Genomic DNA, 18,271 nt, shown 5'->3' on the forward strand with positions numbered 1-18,271 from the left:
CTATGATAAAAATTAAAAATATACATTCTCTGCTTTTCATTTTATTCTTCGGAATTACTAGTGTATTGCAAGGACAGGAGAAAGCCATTATTGTAACAGGTACAGTAATGGGGGCGATTAATAATGAGCCATTAACTGGAGTTAATGTGCGAACAGGACAATATTCATCTGTATATACAGATGAAAATGGAGAGTTTTCTATTAGAGTACCTGATGCTAATGTAACATTAACAGTTGCAAGTACAGATTTTAGTACTAAAGAAGTTGCGTTAAAAGGACGTTCAGTAGTTGAAATTAAAATTTATGCAGATGATTTTAATTCTTACTACGGAAAAGTTGGAATGCCACTAGGAAAACAAACCAAGACCTCTGTAGTAAATGCAGTAGAAACAAAACAAACAAAATTAGAATCTTCAAGAGAATCGTTATCTAACGTTATTAATGGAGAAGTTGCTGGTGTTAGATCAATCATGAGATCTGGAGTACCTGGTGTTGGTGCTAATATCTTTGTGAGAGGATACAATACTTTAAATAGTTCTACTCAACCATTAATTGTTGTGGATGGAATGATGATAGAAACTAATACTTTTAATAATAATGATTTAATTAGAGGTTATTCTTACGATCCTTTATCGGACATTAACCCTAAGGATATTGCTAATATTACTATTATAAAAGATGCAGCTTCTATCTATGGATCTAGAGGAGCTAACGGAGTTATCTTAATTGAAACTAACAAAACTGAAGACATTACTACTAAAATAGATTTTGTTGTTCAAGGTGGTTTTAACTTGGCTCCTAAGAGTCTTCCAATGATGAATAACAATCAGTTTAGAACTTATTTAGCAGATCAAATGAATGATTCTGGTATTTATGATGAAACAGGTGGTATTGCTAACTTACCTTTCTTTAATGAAAATCCTTCTTTTGAAGATTATGAAATCTATCATAATTCAACAAATTGGCAAGAAGAAGTTTTTGATAATAGTTATGTAAATGATTATTACTTTAAAGTAACTGGAGGGGATGAAATTGCTAAGTATGGATTGTCAGTTGGTTATACAACTAACAACGGTGTAGTATCTAGTACAAAGTTTAACAGATTTACAACTCGTTTTAACGCAGATACTAATATTACAGATAGACTTTCTTTAATGACAAACTTAAGTGTAAGTTACGGAGAACGTGATTTATATGATAATGGACTTTATAGTTCTTCTCCTATAACTTCTGCTTTAAATAAATCTCCATTTTTAGCTCCGTTTACGCCAAATGCAGACGGTATTGTTACTGGAATTTATCAAGATATTGATCAAATAGGTGGGTTTAGTAACCCTAAAGCAATTGTTGATAATGCTACTTTTGCTGCAAAAGATTACAACTTATATGGTCAAGTAGATTTAGGATATAGAATTACTGATGATTTAAAAATTTCATCTTTATTTGGTGTTAACTACATTAAAAACAGACAAAATGTTTTCTTACCAGATGTAGGTTTATCATCTGAAGTTAATGAGTATGGAGATATTCTTAGAAGAACTTCAAAAGTTAGTGCAGAAAGTTTGTTAGCTTTTTATAATGATACAAGATTAAACTACTTATTAAGTGTTGATAATATCCATCAGTTTTCTTTTAACTTAGGATTGCGTTATAACCAAAACAATTACACCAATTCTTATTCATTAAATGGAAATTCTTCTGATGATAACTTTACTTCATTAGATTCTGGAGACAGGTTAACAAACGTTACTTCTGGTAGCATTGGAAACTGGAAATATGCATCATCATATGCTAATGTGGACTATTCTTTATTAAATAAGTATTTTTTAAGTGGTAATATATCTGCAGATGTTTCATCTCGTTTTGGTGATGATCAACCAGTTGGAATTTTTCCATCTATTGGTGCAGCTTGGTTAGTTTCATCAGAAAAATTCATGGCTAATTTATCAGATTTGGATCAGTTAAAAGTTAGAGCAAGTTATGGTTTAACTGGTAACTACGGTATTGGAAACTATAATGCAGAATCTTACTTTGTATCTAATAGATTTTTAGAAGGAGCAGGTCTTGTTAGTGGTAACGTTGCTAATAGCTCTATTCGTTGGGAAGAAACTAAAAAAGCAAACTTAGGTTTTGATTTTGGATTATTTAATGAAAGAATTTCTTTTAGTGCAGATTATTTTTACAATGTAACTGATGGATTATTAAACCAAACAGAAATTAGCCCTATTTATGGTCAACAAAATTACATTAGTAATGAAGGAAAGTTAAACAACCGTGGTACGGAATTTAGCTATAACGCTCGCATATTTAATACTGAAAACTTTAAATGGGATCTAGGAGGAAATATATCACGTTATAGAAATGAAATTTCATCTATTCCAGGTCAAGAGCAAATTATTCATGTAGAAGGAGTTGATGCTACAATTATCAATAGAGAAGGAAGTGCTTTAGGATTGTTCTATGGATATAAAACAGATGGAATTTATAACAGTTCAGCAGAAGCATCTGCAGCTGGGTTAAGCTGGAGAGATTTCCAAGGATTTAATCAACCATTTGTTGCGGGAGATGTTAAGTTTGTAAATACAAATAATTCTGATAACGTAATTAATGAAGATGATAGAGTGGTTATTGGAGATCCAAACCCTGATTTTACAGGAATGTTCTACAACAACTTTACTTATAAAAACTTTACTTTATCGGCAGTGTTTACCTTTAGTAAAGGAAATGATGTTTATAATGCTTTAAGAAGACAAACAGAGTCTATGAGTAATTTTGCTAATCAAAGTCAAGCAGTAGTAAATCGTTGGAGAGTTGAAAATCAAGAAACAAACATTCCAAGATCTGTTTATGGAGATGCTATGGGGAATTCAAGATTCTCTGATAGATGGATAGAAGATGGTTCATTCATCAGACTTAAAACATTGTCATTATCTTATAGTCCAGAAACTTTTAACGCTACATTCTTTGTTACAGCTAATAACTTGTTAACATTTACCAAATACTTAGGATATGATCCAGAATTTAGTAACTCACAAATAAGTTATTTACAAGGTATTGATGGAGGAATGACACCTCAATACAGTTCAGTTGTATTAGGAGTAAGAGTAGGATTATAATATTGCTATAATCGATTTATAATAATAAAAAAAAGATATAATGAAACAATATATAAAATTTACGTTAGGCTTATTCTTAGGTTTATCTTTACTAACCTCTTGTGAGGATATGTTAAATGTAGACCCAGAAGAAGTACTACTATCCGGAGATTATTTAGGAGATGATGAATTAGATGCAAGATCAGCTTTGTTTGGTGTGTTATCTCAATTGCAAGAGGTTGCAGGACAATACATTGTGTTGGGAGAAATGCGTGCAGATTTAGTTGATGTAAACTTAGATACAGAAGATGAGTTGAGACAGTTAAACAGTCTTGAAATTAGTAATGATAACAGTTTTATAGACCCTACAACACTGTTCTCTATTATCAATAACTGTAACTTTGCTTTAGTAGGTATCGATACAAAAGCTTATGAAGAAAGATTGTTAGAAGATTATGCTTCTATCATGAGAATTAGAACATGGGCACAAATGCAAATCCTTATCAATTATGGTAAATTACCATATATAGATAAGCCAATTAGAAGTGACGATAACTTTAAAGATGAATATCCTTTGTTAGATTTTAATCAAGGTTTAAATCAGTTGATTAGAAATTTACAAGCTATTGCTGGTATTGATAATGTTAGTAGACACGAAAGCTCTTTAACTTTTAATATAGAAAGTATGATTCCTAATAATGATATCCTTTTAGGAGACTTGTTTTTATGGAGTGGAGATTATATTGGAGCAGCAGAAAGCTATAAGAGATTTTTAGACAATCAATTTGATGGTGGACCAATATATCGTTTAAATAACTATACTACTAGAGTTGAAGAGACAGGTACAGGATATGTTATTGCTGGTAGTTCTTGGAGAAGTATTTTTAGTAATAATACACCACAACCAAGTGAGTCAATTAATATTATTGGGTTTAGCGAACAATACAGACAACCTAATAATATTTATGACATAGCTACAACTCAAATGAAGCCTTCGGAATCAATATTATTGAATTGGAGTGCGCAAGATTATGGTTACGAAGGAGTACCTGTTCAAATAGCTGAATATCCTTATGATTATAGATATTATTCATCTGTAAATCAATTAGATCCTGAGTTGTTAGGGAAATACCAAGAGGAATATTTTATGTGGAATAGAGCTGCTAAAATATATTTAAGATATGCAGAAGCAATTAACTATGCTGGTTACCCAGAACATGCTTTGGCTATTTTAAATGGTATTTTTAACAATCCAGATGTAGAACCTAAGGATGCGCCTATTTTTAACAATGCACAAACATTCTTAAATTTTGATTTAGATGCATATTTCACAACTAATAATAGTGATGAACCAATTTCTGGACTTTTGGGAGTTAGAGATAGAGCTGGTTTGGCTCCAGTTTCTGTACCTAGTGGTTTAACACAAAGTGAAACAATTGATCAAGTTGGGGCTTTAATTTTAAATGAAGCTGCATTAGAATTGGCGTTTGAAGGAAATAGATGGGAAGATTTAGTTCGTTTTTCTAGAAGAGCTAATGATCCAAGTATTATTGCTGATGCTGTTGCTAATAAATTTGAATTAGCAGGGAATGCTGCTCAAGCAAATAGTGTAAGACAAAAATTATCTAATCCAAGTAATTGGTTTTTACATTTAGATGTACCAGATAATTTTGTAGAACAATAAGAGTATTATTGTAGAAATTAATAAATTAAAAAAAGGAGAATCTTATAAAGATTCTCCTTTTTTTGTTTAGCTACGTGTTTAATAGGTAAAAAGAACGATAATTTAGTGGTATAGTGTTATGTTTTATATTGTTAATATGAATTATTTACAATATTGCATCTAAAGATTGTTTTCTTTCTAAGAAATTAATTTTTAAACTCATTGGTTCAACATTACTATAACTTCTCATAGTTAAAAAGTATTAACATATAAATTAAGTAAATTAAAAACAAAATGAATTTTTTTAGATTAACCACATTAATTTGTTTAGCAGCTATTTCTAGCTGTATAGGAAGTGATAAAAAATCAAAGCAAAAAAAGAAACCAAACTTTTTATTTGTATTAGTAGATGATCAATCGGCATTTGATTTAAAAATATACAATCCTAATTCTATTTTAGAAACCCCTACCATAGATAAGCTTGCCAAAGAAGGTTTGGTTTTTGAAAGTGCTCGTCATATGGGATCTATGAATGGAGCGGTGTGTACTCCCTCAAGACATATGATTATGAGTGGTCGTACTGTTTGGCATTTACCACTAAGTGCTGAATTTCAAAAACAAACAGCCCCTCACGAAATAGATGAACAAACCATAGGAGCTGTTTTTAATAGAGCAGGTTACAAAACAATGAGAACTTGTAAAAAAGGAAATTCATATCCTGGTGCTAATAAGCAGTTTACAGTAGTTCACGATGCTACAAAACGTGGAGGTACAGAAGAAACAGGTAGTGCATGGCATGCAAAACAAGTGTTGAGCTATTTAAACAATCGTGAAGCACAAAAAGAAGATGATCCGTTTTTTATTTACTTTGGGTTTTCTCATCCACATGATACAAGAAATGGAACTCCAGAGTTATTAAAAAAATATGGAGCTATTAATCATAAAGATCCTAATAGTTTACCTCCACTAAATGCAAAACAACCTCAATTACCTGAAAATTATTTAAAAGCACATCCTTTCCATCATGGACACCCAGAACTTAGAGATGAGGAACGTGTAAGTGGGGTTTGGAAAAATAGAGATGAAAATACGATAAGAAACGAACTAGGTAGAGAATTTGCATGTTCAGAAAACATAGATATCCAACTAAATAAAGTTTTGGATAAGTTAGACGAGATGGGTGAATTAGACAATACCTATATCATTTATACTGCAGATCATGGAATGGCAATTGGGCGTCATGGTTTACAAGGAAAACAAAATTTATACGAACATACTTGGAGAGTTCCTTTTATTGTAAAAGGTCCTAATTTACCTTCAGGAAAAAGAGTTAAAGGGAATATTTATTTGTTAGATGTATTACCAACTTTGTGCGATTTAGCAGGGATTAAAACTCCAGAAACAGTTGAGGGGAAAAGTTTTGTACCTGTTTTAAAAGGTGAAAAAGAAGTAGTAAGAGAAGTGATGTATGGAGTTTATGCAGGTGGAACAAAACCAGGAATGCGTACAGTTAAAAAAGGAGATTGGAAATTGATTAAGTATGATGTAATGGATGGTACTGTTAGAGAAACTCAATTATTTAATTTGGCTGAAAATCCAAATGAATATTTGCCAGAGCATCATAAAAAAGGTGAAATGGAAACAGATTTGGCTGAAAATCCTAAATACGCAGCAAAATTAGCAGAAATGGAAGCTTTATTACTAGAGCAAATGATTGCTAATGAGGACCCATATAGATTATGGAATCAACCTAAGGCAAATTAAAAGTAGATAAAATTGTATTTTAAAATAAAGGCCCTGTTATATTATTTAGCAGGGCTTTTGGTTTAGTATAGTTAGGATATAACAGAGATTAATAAAAATTTTAATCATTGAAAGTATTTACAACTGTTAATACACCATGTGTCATAGCTTTAGGGCTCTAAATTATAATATAGTGATGCTCTTTGTGGTATTTTCGACATATTATAAATTAAAAAAGAGAAAGTTTATGAAAAGAAAAGTACAATTATTTTGGACTGCTTTATTTGCAGTGTGTATTGTTAATGCACAAACAGTAGGAGATGTTTTTATGGTAAATGACGTAAATTATACTGTAACAAGTTTATCTCCAAATGAAGTAGAGTTAGGAGATAATAAGACTTCATTATTAACAAGTATTATTGTTCCAACTACTATAGAAGATACTAATACTTCAACAACTTATACTGTTACCGCTATTGGTGAAAATGCATTTAATACAAATGATAATATTACCTATATTGAGTTACCAGCTTCTGTTACCGAAATTAAGTACAGAGCTTTTGCTTACGCGGATGGTATAGAAACTATCAATTTTACAACGACTAGTGGTGTTACGATATTAGGGAGGCAAGCTTTTTTTACTTGTGCTATTAGTGATGTTAATGAGTTGTTTGAACTTATTGAAGAAGTTGGTCAAGGATGCTTTTCTAGAGCAAACCTTACAAATACATTCAGTACTGCTGCATCGTTAACTAATCTAGTAGAAAGTGCTAATTTTAGAGAAAATGAAATGGAAATTGTAGACTTGTCTGCATCAACATCTTTAACTACTTTACCAGCATCTTCATTTATATTATGCCCTAATATAGTTACTGTAAAATTACCACTTAATTTAACTTCAATAGGGGCAAGTACATTTGATGGTTGTACCTCATTAAACGAAATGGAAGTAGAAGCAACTGATCCTTCATCAATAACTGTTGATGCGTCAGCTTTTACTGGCTCTGGTATTGCAACAGCAACTCTTTATGTACCTGTAGGTTCAAAATCTGCTTATGAGGTGGCTGATGTTTGGAAAGATTTCGGAACTATTGTAGAGGGGGATATTACATTAAGTACAAACGAAGTTGAAAAAGAATTCAATTTTAATATTTACCCTAACCCTACAAGTGATGTTGTTACTATTAATAGTAATCAGCTTAATGATGCTAGCGTAAGTGTCTATGATATTACAGGGGAATTATTGTTTGTAAATAAATTAGAAGGTAGCTCATCTAATATTGATATATCTAATTTGATATCTGGGGTTTATATGTTTAAAATAGAAACAAGTAAAGGTCAATTTACAAAACGAATTATCAAAGAATAAAGTATATCTCAAATTCTTTGTATAAAAAGCTCAACAATTATTTGTTGAGCTTTTTTTTAGTAAAACACAATAATGATAGTGTTTTGTTGTCAAATGAGCTATGTTTTAAAGTAATTGAATTATAATTAATATTAAATAGCCTTATAAGTTGATAATATTACATTGATGTATTAGTGAGTTTTGTCGTTTTAATAATGAGTTAACTCTCTAGTATTTTATGAACATAACTATTAGCTTAAATATGGTAAAAAATTACTTTTTAAAAAGAATCTCTAAATTAAGACAGAACAAAATAATTTTCGGATTAAATATTGTTTTCTTTTTAGTCGTTAATCATGCAAATGCACAATTAATTCATCCAGGAATAACACATAAATTATCCGATTTAGATCGTATGAAGTACATGGTAGAGGCGGGAATAGAACCGTTTGCTACTACATTTCAAAATCTAAGTAATAATTCTAAAGCTCAATATACTTATCCTATCAATGTTGTAAATCAAGATCCTTCTTATATCACAGAATATTCTAGTGCTAGTGATGCGTGGTTTATTAATGATGGTACAGCAGCCTATTATAATGCTCTAATGTGGTACATAACCGGTGATGAAAGACATGCACAGAAAGCAGTAGAAATTTTTAATACTTGGAAAGGGTTAAAAAGAAATACAATGACAGTACCCTTAAGTTCTGGTCGTATTTGGCGAATTATAGAAGCAGCTGAAATCATTAAGCATACTTATGATGGTTGGGCAGCATCAGATATGCAGGAATTTAAAGACATGCTTGTCTATCCAGGATATTCAACAACAACTGTTCCTACAGCAGCCATAAATAGTGGAGATATTACTTTTTATTGGAGAGTATATCAAGGGGATCCTGCAAGACATGGAAATCAAGGATTGTTTTGTATGAGAACCATGATGGCTATGGGAATCTTTTTAGATAATGAAGTGATGTACGATAGAGCCTTACGTTATTTACAAGGAGAATCACATCGTTCAGATGATTTAGCATATCCATCAGGGCCTTCGATTAATAATAGTCAAAAAACATCTTGTGAATATTTTGATGAGTTTACCCAAAATGGTTTTGAAAATACAATTACGGATTATGGATATAATGAAGTGATTAGTAATTATATATATGAAAATGGTCAATGTCAAGAATCTTCTAGAGATCAAGCACATGGATTGGCAGGAGTTTCTACCATTGCCGTGATGGCAGAAATGGCTTGGAATCAGGGAGATGATTTATATGGACATTTAGACAATAGACCTTTGTTAGGATTAGAGTTTTACTATCGTTATAATTTAAGTTTAGAAAACTCGTATCCAGATCAAACAACTCCTTGGGAACCTACAGTTGCATCTGGAGAGTATATAGAAAGAACAGATCGTTCTGGTCGTTGGAAATCTTTAAAAATCAATCCATACTTAGTTTGTAGTACAGGTGATGAGTTTTTAGAACGTGGTAAACATAATTTACAACCAGTTTATGAAATGAATTTAGGTCATTATAAAGATCGTTTAGGTTTACCTAGTGATGATTATAAATGGCTACAAAGAGGTTTTGATTATTTAACAAAACAAATAGGAGTAGAAGCAGAAGGAACGGTAACCGACCACCCAGGTTTTGGAGGATTAAAATTCCGTAGAGTAAGTCCAGGTGATCCAATTAGTGGTTTTGATAGCAATGGGTTACCTGTTTATAAAGTAAACAATCTTCCGATGACTATTGAAGCTGAAAACTATGATTATTTTGTAATAGAAGGAGAAGGACGTACTTATAGTGATAGTGATTCTGAAAATTCAGGAGGAGCCTATAGAACAAATGAAGGAGTTGATGTAAAAGTTTGTTCAGAAGGAGGTTATAACATCACCAATATTGCAAATGGAGAGTGGCTTACCTATACCGTAAATGTTCCTGCCAATGGAACTTATGATATTTCAATTCGATATGCTGCAGCAAATGCTAATGGAAAAATTAAAGTAGATTTTGCTAATGAAGAAAAAGTTTCAGAAGTAACAGTTCCGTTTGGAGGGGAAAATTCTACTGGGTTAAATGATTGGAAAAATCTTAAAATAGGAACTAAGGTTGATTTAACCAAAGGTGTTCAGCAAATGAAGGTCTTATTTAGTGGAGCAAATAATTCTTTTGAACTTAATAATATAGAAGTTGTATTAGTTAAAGAAGCGCAAGAGCCAGTAAATTTAGCACACATTCACGGAACGGCTACACAATCAATAGATTCTGACCCATGTCCTTACGGAGGTTGTGCAGAATTGGCAATTGATGGGAATACTAACGGAAACTTTGGAGCAGGTTCAGTATCCCATTCAGCTCATGGAACGAATGGCTCTTTAAAATGGTGGCAAGTAGACTTAGCAAAAAATTACAATATAGAAACTATTAATATTTATAACAGAACAGGTTATGAGTCAAGATTGTCAGACATTACCGTAGAGATAAAAGATACGAATGGGAATGTAACGTTTAGTCAGTTTTATGAAGGATATCCTAATCCATCACAAACAATTGAAACAGGAGGTGTTGTAGGTAGTGTTGTTAAAATATCAAAAACATCAGATACAGGTATTACCCTTGCAGAGGTAGAAGTTTATGGAGTGGATGAGGAGGTGTCGTTATCTACAGATAGCCATAAACTAGCCAGTACTGTTGGATTGTATCCAAACCCAGTAAACTCAGAAATAAACATTACCAATGGAATTGGAACAAAATTGATAGTGTATAATGTTTTAGGAGTTGAATGTTTTACTACAGAAATAAAGAGTAACCATCAAAAAGTAAATGTTAATGCACTAACAAATGGTGTGTACTTTATGAAGATTACTAAAAACGGAAGTTCTTTTACTAAAAAAATCATCAAACAATAATGAAGAATAATTCAATAAATGTTTTAAAGATTGCCATATGTTCTATTGCAATGTTTGTGTATAGTGTTTCGCTTGTAGCTCAATCCATTGTGGTAAACTCAACTAATTACAAACAAACTATTGATATGATTGGTGGAGATATGGAGCGTAGCTCATCTGCTATTCAAAGTGCTAAGAATAAAGAAGAAATCATTCAATGGGGGTTTGGAGATATCAATTTTAATGTTTGTAGAGTTCAATACGACAAAAACCAAGAAATTACGGAGGGAGTTAAAAATTGGTCTTTTTATGATAAGCAGGTTACTACCATGCAAGCCATTAAAGCAGTAAATCCTGATATTAAGTTTTTTGCAACCATGCGATCTGATTATGATGGTTATGGTGATGATAACAATATGCCAGATTGGATTCATACCTATAGTTCTAAAGTAACAGATGTTGAAAAATATGGTGTTTTTTTAGCGGATTATTGTGAGTATATGAGTAACCAAGGAGTGCCTATTGATATTTTATCTACAGCAAAAGAATGGATGTGGCATGTAAGAGCTTCAGAAGCAGATGATATAATCAATACTCTAAATAGCGAATTAGACGAAAGGGGTATTGTAAAGCCAGTGATTATAGATCAAGGATTTTGGAGTTTAGCTGCGGGGAATACTTACTTAAGAGATGTGGCTTCATTAGGAACAAAAGATTTGTATACTGGTTTTTGTAGTCATAATTATGCTAATGAAGATCCAGATCAGTGGGTGGCCATTACAGAAAGAGCCAATGCTTTAGGGAAACCCATGTATGATGATGAGACAAGTACAGGGAGTGGTTCTCCAACCTATGGTGTAGAAAGAGAAATGTTTAAACAAATTGATGAGTATATAAAAAAAGCAGAAAGGTATAAAGCGGGTTTAAATGGAGAAGTTTATTTTGAAATATGGTCTCGTGGAATTGATAAAGAAACCCGTTCTATTTATTTTCCTGCAAAAGGAACTGGTACTAGATTAAGAGGGTATTATATGATGAAACAGTTTTCTAATAATATATTAGGATACACCTATGTAACTTCTTCTGTAAATGACCTATCAAAGGTTTATACCATTACTTTTAGAAAAGATGATAAAATAGTTTTGTGGGTAATTAACGAAAGTACTTCAGAATATACCATGCCTATTACTATGGATCAATCTACCATTACAAGTGAGGTGGCAACACATTATTGGACAAATAATACTCCTATAGAAGGTTCTATAACTTCATATACCGCTTCTGGAAATACTTTTACACCGACTCTAGAAGGTGAAAGTATGAATTGCTACATTTTTGATGTTACAGAGGAAACGGTAGAATTTTGTAACCATTCATCAGCTACAGATATTATTGAAGCTGAGTGTTATCATGACATGTCTGGAATAGAAAAAGAAGATAATACAGAAGGTACAGAGAGTATTACTGGAATTAATGATGGAGACTGGATAAAGTTTGATGCAATTGATTTTGGAGAAGGAGTAGATAGTTTAAAAGCTAGAGTAGCTAGTAATACAACAGGTGGGAGTATAGAAATTAGAACAGAAAGTGTGTCTGGAACTTTAATAGGGACATTGCCTGTAAATACTACTTTTGGATTACAAAATTGGGAAACTTTAAGTGTAGAGATTGACCCTATAGCAGGAGTTAAAGATGTTTATTTTGTGTTTAAAGGTGGAGCAGGAGACCTTTTTAATATAAACTGGTTTCAGTTTTTAACCCCAATGCCTTCAGTTGATTTAGAAGGTAATACTGCTAACGGTTCTGTTTCTTTAAGTTGGGATTTGAATCATTTGGAATTAGCTACTCAAAATTTATACAGAAACATATTGCTTAGCGAAACAGGAAAAATATTGGTGGCAGAAAATATAGCTACAAATACTTATGCGGATCATGAGGTAAATAACGGAGAAACATATTACTATTGGGTTGAAGCTACAACGAATGATTCTTCTGTAATAAAATCTAACATTGTTACAGTTACACCATCAATTCCAAATTTAGCATTGGCAACAAATGGTAGTGTGGCTACGCAATCATCTACAGCTTATAGTGGTCCGCCAGAACTAGCTATTGATGGAAATACAGATGGAAATTATGGTGGTGGATCAGTAACTCATACAGAACACGGAGAGAATGGTTCTAATACTTTAAAGTGGTGGCAAGTAGATTTAGGAGCTAATTATATTATAGAAAACATCAATATTTACAATAGAACAGGGAGTAATTACGGAGAAAGGCTAAATAATTTTACTGTAGAAGTAATAGATGATAAAGGAAATATAACTTTTACACAGTTTTATGCAGATTATCCAAACCCTTCACAAACAATTGAGGTAGGTGGCGTAACAGGGAGTATGGTAAAAATATCTAAAACATCTGATTACGGAATTACATTGGCAGAGGTTGAAGTATATGGATCAAACTTGTTAAGTATGGGGAATAGAGATTTTAATAAAATTAATGTTTATCCTAATCCAGTATCTAATAATGTTATCATAACCAATAGCCAAAATTCAACTGTTGAATTTTATACAGTTCTAGGTAAGTTGGTGTTTACGGATGTGGCAAAAAGTAATGAGGAGTCTTATGATATTAGTGATTTTGGCAAAGGAATTTATTTTGTTAAAATCAATCAACATGGGGTAAGTAGCACAAAAAAAATAATTAAAAAATAAAATTATATCATTTTAAATATGAAAAAAGATATCAAAAATAAAGTTATATGGTTTTTATTGTTTTGTACAAGTACACTATTTGCTCAAACAACAATTAATAGTATATCTGAGTTAGCAGAGGCAGCCGCAAAGTCTAATCAAAATATTGTGATGAGTCCAGGGGTTTATCAAATGACAGATTATCTAACTCAAGAAGTTAAAGATAATAATACTCCTGCAGATGAATTTGGAAGAAGAGCCATGATTCGCTTTAGTGGGAGTAATAATATTTTTGATTTTACTGGAGTAACTATTAATGTAGATACGGAGTTGTTAAACGATTTAGGAAGAACGGTAATAGAATTTCATTTAACAGGGAGCGATATTAATTTTAAAGGATTAACGGTTACTGATATAGGTAATAGCCCTACGGCTGGTGGAGGACAGTCCATGACCATTTCTGGAGATAATATTACTGTAGAAAATGTAACCTTAAATATGAGTGGATCATCACCTTATGGTTATGGAGATTTATTAGGTAAAGGGGGAGGTAGTTTGGCTCCTATGAGAAAACATAGTGGTTTGTTAGTAGGTGGTTTAAACGTTTCTGTTATTGGTTGTAAAATTTACTCAACCTCATTTGGGCATTTGTTTTTTGTACAAGGAGGTAGAAATGTACTTTTTCAAGATTGTTATGCCGAAGCTGTTACAAGAACCACAGATGAAATGTTGGCAGAAACTTCTGGACCTGCATTTGATGTAGATTTTCAAGCTGTTTATCCTAATTATAACGGAGAAAATGTGATTACGTCAGGATATACAAAATCGCTAAGTGAGTGTGGTTTTAGGACTTACGGTGAGGGAGCAGGAAATATAACAGAAGGAGTTAGTTTAATAAATTGTATTGCAAGAAATACAAGAGTTGGCTTTGCTTTAGAAATTGGAAGTCCAATTTTGGTTCAGAATTGTGAGGCAACAGGAAACGAAGCAGGATTTAACGTAAAAGATGTAACCATAGAAAATAGTAGAGGAGATGCCGTTAATGGACCTTTGTTATATCTTTCTGGTGATGATTCTGAAGTTGAGTTAGAATTAATGGATAATTTACCAACTACAACTTTACATGCTGTAGCAACTATTGCAGGAAATAATCATAAAGTGACTTTAAAAAAATGGAATAATCAAACAAGAGCACAAGAGCATAAAATACTTATAGGAGCTACTAGACCTACTGGAACAAATCCTTTTTCTCCTTTAGGATCAAGTACTACATCAAGTATTAGTTTAAATAATTGTACAGAAATGCCAGTGGAAATTCTTTCCAACACAAGTTCTAGTGTTATTAATACTACTGGATCTGTAACAGATAATGGTTCGGGTAATACAGTAATTACAGATTCTTGTGAAGGTATAGAAGATTTAAACTTTAATGATGGTACTTATCAGTATAGAATATTGGGTACTGAACCTAATGAGTGTGAATTAATAGGATTTGTTTCAAATCAAGAAAAAAGTACTGTAACAATTCCAAATCAAGTAAGTAACGGCTCATTGTCTTTTAATGTAGTTTCTATTGGTGTTGATGCTTTTAAAGAGCAAACAATTATTACTAGTGTGTCATTACCTAGTAGTGTAACTAATATTGCTAACAACGCTTTTATTGGTTGTACAGGTTTGGTTACCATAAACCTTGAGAATATTATCACTTATGGAGAACATAGTTTTAATGGGTGTAATGAACTAGTTTTATCACCTTTAAATTTTACGAATACAACTAGTGTAGGTAATTATTGTTTTATGAATTGTAATAAAATCACTTCAGTTGTTGTACCTGGAACTGTTGCTTTAGGGGTAGGTGCATTGAGGTCTACAGGGATTACTTCATTTAAAATACCTGATGAATGGACTGTTTTACCAGATCAAATGATTAGAGATTGTAAATCTGTGACTACGGTAAATATACCAAGTACCATTACAACCATGGGGGTAGCAGCTTTTAGAGGGTGTACAGGAATTACGGATATACAAGTAAATTGGAGTGATAGCAATAACATACCTCCTTTTGTAAGTAACTTGTTTAGTGGATTAACCTTAGAAAATATTAATTTGTTAGTACCACAGGACACAGTAGATATCTATAATACAGCTGATGGATGGAAAGATTTTAATATTGTAGTAGGAGCATTGAGTATTAAAGATATTTTATCAGGAAATTTAGATATTCAAGTTTATGCTGATGTTATAACATTAAAAAGTAGTGCTACTTTTAATAATGCCAATATCACTATTTATGATATTACAGGTAAGGTTTTAGCAAATCAAGTAATAAACGGAGCTACTGCTTTTGTAAATATTTCAAACTTAACTACTGGGATTTATGTGGTTAAAGTAACACAAGAAAATGCTAAAGTGGTAAAACGTTTTGCTAAATATTAAAGTTATAGATAAAGAAACATAGTCTAGTTTTAAACCCATGTTAATTTAAATGACATGGGTTTTTTATGGGTAATAGTACTGGTTTTACTGATTTTGTTAAAATAATGAGGAGTTTTAACATAGAACCCCCATAGATTATAGGAATTGGATGATAATTTATAGAGGTTTAGGTTGTTTTTTTAGACTTTGCACTCACTTAACTGAAAATTTTATTAAAGATGAAAAAAACATTACAATTACTATTTGCACTTTTTACTTTTACGTTTGCTAGTGCACAAGATTTTACAGTAGGAGACTTAGCCTACACAATAACTGATGGTACTAATGTTGAAGTACAAGGGTTTTCTAGTACTGCGTTAACAGATGTAACAGTTCCTGCTACAGTAGATAATGGAGGTACTACTTACAATGTAATAGCTATTGGAGAAGATGCATTTAATACAAATGAAAGTAGAGGAGGAGATGCGGCTAATGCAGGTATTGTATCAGTTAGTCTTGCTTCTTCAGTAGTAGAAGTGAAAAAGGAAGCTTTTTTTGAACAAAGAAACTTAACTACTATTAATTTAGGGAGTGTGGTTATTATAGGGGATAATGGTTTTGGAGTATGTGATAAAATGACGAATGTTGATTTATCTAGCTTAACAACTTTAGGTGCTTATGCTTTTGATAAATGTCATGGATTTACAGGAGAGTTTGTTGCTCCAAGCCTTGTAACTATTGGAAATGGAGCTATTTATACTTCGCAGAATGGAGGAAGAGATAGTTTTAGTAGTATTAATATTCCTAGTTCTGTAACAACTATTGGATCACTTTTCTTAGGTAAAATTACATCACTAAGAGCTGTACAAGTAAATTGGACAAACCCAGCAGATGTAACGGTAAACGCAACTAACTTTTTTAGGGATTTAGATATAGATGGTGGAGCGATAACTTTATATGTACCTGCTGATACCAAAGCTCTTTATGAGGCTGCTGAACCATGGGGAGCAAATTCAACAACGGCTGGTCAATATTTTAACCATGCTAATATTGTAGAAGGTACTTTAGAGGATTTTTATGAAAATCCAGACCCAACAGTAGGAGATTCTTTTGAAGTAAATAATATAAACTATACAGTAACAAGTCTAGATCCTGCAGAAGTTGAAGTATCAGGATCTACATTGGCTGCAGTAACCATTCCAGAAACAGTTACAGATAGTAATTCAGCAACTACATATACTGTAACTGCAGTTGGTTCAGAAGCTTTTAAAGGAGATGTGGTTGTAGATGAAATTCCTGTAACAGCAAATCAAACTTTAACATCTGTGGTATTACCATCTACAGTTACTTTACTTAAATCAGGTGCATTTATCAGGTGTCAAAACTTAGAGTCAATTAATTTAGAGAATGTAGTTGTATTAGAAAATCAAAATGTGTTTTTTGACTGTCCTAAATTAACCGTAGCTAATTTATCATCAGCAACAGATTTTGGTAAGTTTTCATTTCATGGTTTTGGAGATAGTACATTAACCTCTATTGATATTTCAAGTGCAGTAAATATTTATGATTCTGCTTTTAGAACTGCTCAAATGCCTTCTGTTAACATACCTGCATCAGTAGTTACTTTAACAGGAAGAGTTTTTATGGATTGTACAGCTTTAACAGAGGTTCAAGTTAATTGGGGGACTGCTGGAGAAATACCGGTTATTACATCTGATGTTTTTGGAAATTTAACTCTTGGAAATATTACGTTATATGTACCAACAGGTACTCTAGCTTTGTATCAAGCAGCAGCTGTTTGGCAAGATTTTAATGTTGTTGAAGGATCTTTAAGTGCTAAAGATATCTCATCAGGAAGTTTAGACATTCAAGTTTCTTCTGATGTAATTACTGTAAATAGCAGTTCTACTTTTACTAATGCTAATATTACTATTTATGATATTACAGGTAGAGTTTTAGCAAATCAAGTAATTAACGGAGCATCTGCTTCAGTAAATATTTCAAATTTAGCTACCGGTATTTATATTGTAAAAGTAACAGAAGGTAATGCAAAATTGGTAAAACGTTTTGCTAAGCAATAAGTTATAGGTAAAGAAATATAGTTTAGTTTTTTTTTTAAATCCGTATCAGTTTAACTGATACGGATTTTTTGTTTGAGCTAACTAAGAGTTACCTTCTCAAAATACTTTCCTATTTAGTTGTTAGTTGGGCTAATTAAAAGTGTTTTGTGTTAAAAATGATAGAAAGGAGATCAAGGTGTTTTTGATAATGATTTGTTGTAAAAAATGTTTTTATGATAAAAAAACACTGTATTTTGTAGTAATATCACGATGGTTTATAGTTATTGGGTGATAATTTACATGTTCGTAGATTGTTTTATTGGACTTTGCAGCCACTTAACTAAAACTTTTTTAA

The 18,271-nt window shown here is 32.0% G+C and carries 8 protein-coding genes; all 8 read left to right on the top strand.

Features of this window, described 5'->3' with window-relative positions; translation table 11 throughout:
• Positions 1 to 2: 2 nt before the first annotated feature.
• The 8 genes from AXE80_RS03555 to AXE80_RS03590 all read left to right on the top strand — a co-directional run bounded on the left by AXE80_RS03555 (position 3) and on the right by AXE80_RS03590 (position 17,937).
• Complete coding sequence (locus AXE80_RS03555; RefSeq protein ID WP_169816808.1) at positions 3 to 3,116, top strand: SusC/RagA family TonB-linked outer membrane protein; 3,114 nt, start codon at positions 3 to 5, stop codon at positions 3,114 to 3,116.
• Between the two features lie 40 nt (positions 3,117 to 3,156).
• Positions 3,157 to 4,779, top strand: a complete 1,623-nt coding sequence (locus AXE80_RS03560) for a RagB/SusD family nutrient uptake outer membrane protein (RefSeq protein WP_068824505.1) — start codon at positions 3,157 to 3,159, stop codon at positions 4,777 to 4,779.
• Positions 4,780 to 5,052: 273 nt separating this feature from the next.
• Positions 5,053 to 6,522 carry a sulfatase family protein gene (locus AXE80_RS03565; RefSeq protein ID WP_068824506.1) on the top strand — a complete coding sequence of 490 codons (1,470 nt, stop codon included), beginning with the start codon at positions 5,053 to 5,055 and terminating at the stop codon, positions 6,520 to 6,522.
• Between the two features lie 226 nt (positions 6,523 to 6,748).
• On the top strand, positions 6,749 to 7,870 hold the full coding sequence (locus tag AXE80_RS03570) for a leucine-rich repeat domain-containing protein (protein ID WP_068824508.1): 1,122 nt from the start codon (positions 6,749 to 6,751) through the stop codon (positions 7,868 to 7,870).
• Positions 7,871 to 8,087: 217 nt separating this feature from the next.
• Positions 8,088 to 10,766, top strand: a complete 2,679-nt coding sequence (locus AXE80_RS03575) for a galactose-binding domain-containing protein (RefSeq protein ID WP_068824510.1) — start codon at positions 8,088 to 8,090, stop codon at positions 10,764 to 10,766.
• On the top strand, positions 10,766 to 13,462 hold the full coding sequence (locus AXE80_RS03580) for a carbohydrate-binding protein (protein ID WP_068824512.1): 2,697 nt from the start codon (positions 10,766 to 10,768) through the stop codon (positions 13,460 to 13,462). Before AXE80_RS03575 ends, AXE80_RS03580 begins: the two co-directional genes overlap by 1 nt.
• A gap of 18 nt (positions 13,463 to 13,480) precedes the next feature.
• Positions 13,481 to 15,877 carry a leucine-rich repeat domain-containing protein gene (locus AXE80_RS03585; RefSeq protein WP_068824514.1) on the top strand — a complete coding sequence of 799 codons (2,397 nt, stop codon included), beginning with the start codon at positions 13,481 to 13,483 and terminating at the stop codon, positions 15,875 to 15,877.
• A gap of 218 nt (positions 15,878 to 16,095) precedes the next feature.
• Positions 16,096 to 17,937 carry a leucine-rich repeat protein gene (locus tag AXE80_RS03590; protein WP_068824516.1) on the top strand — a complete coding sequence of 614 codons (1,842 nt, stop codon included), beginning with the start codon at positions 16,096 to 16,098 and terminating at the stop codon, positions 17,935 to 17,937.
• Positions 17,938 to 18,271: the final 334 nt, after the last annotated feature.

The sequence above is a fragment of the Wenyingzhuangia fucanilytica genome (assembly GCF_001697185.1).
GTDB classification, from domain to species: domain Bacteria; phylum Bacteroidota; class Bacteroidia; order Flavobacteriales; family Flavobacteriaceae; genus Wenyingzhuangia; species Wenyingzhuangia fucanilytica.

Bases quoted from the DNA above. Each gene is read 5' to 3' on its own strand.
- AXE80_RS03555 (WP_169816808.1), top strand. From the start codon at position 3: ATGATAAAAATTAAAAATATACATTCTCTGCTTTTCATTTTATTCTTC.
- AXE80_RS03560 (WP_068824505.1), top strand. From the start codon at position 3,157: ATGAAACAATATATAAAATTTACGTTAGGCTTATTCTTAGGTTTATCT.
- AXE80_RS03565 (WP_068824506.1), top strand. From the start codon at position 5,053: ATGAATTTTTTTAGATTAACCACATTAATTTGTTTAGCAGCTATTTCT.
- AXE80_RS03570 (WP_068824508.1), top strand. From the start codon at position 6,749: ATGAAAAGAAAAGTACAATTATTTTGGACTGCTTTATTTGCAGTGTGT.
- AXE80_RS03575 (WP_068824510.1), top strand. From the start codon at position 8,088: ATGAACATAACTATTAGCTTAAATATGGTAAAAAATTACTTTTTAAAA.
- AXE80_RS03580 (WP_068824512.1), top strand. From the start codon at position 10,766: ATGAAGAATAATTCAATAAATGTTTTAAAGATTGCCATATGTTCTATT.
- AXE80_RS03585 (WP_068824514.1), top strand. From the start codon at position 13,481: ATGAAAAAAGATATCAAAAATAAAGTTATATGGTTTTTATTGTTTTGT.
- AXE80_RS03590 (WP_068824516.1), top strand. From the start codon at position 16,096: ATGAAAAAAACATTACAATTACTATTTGCACTTTTTACTTTTACGTTT.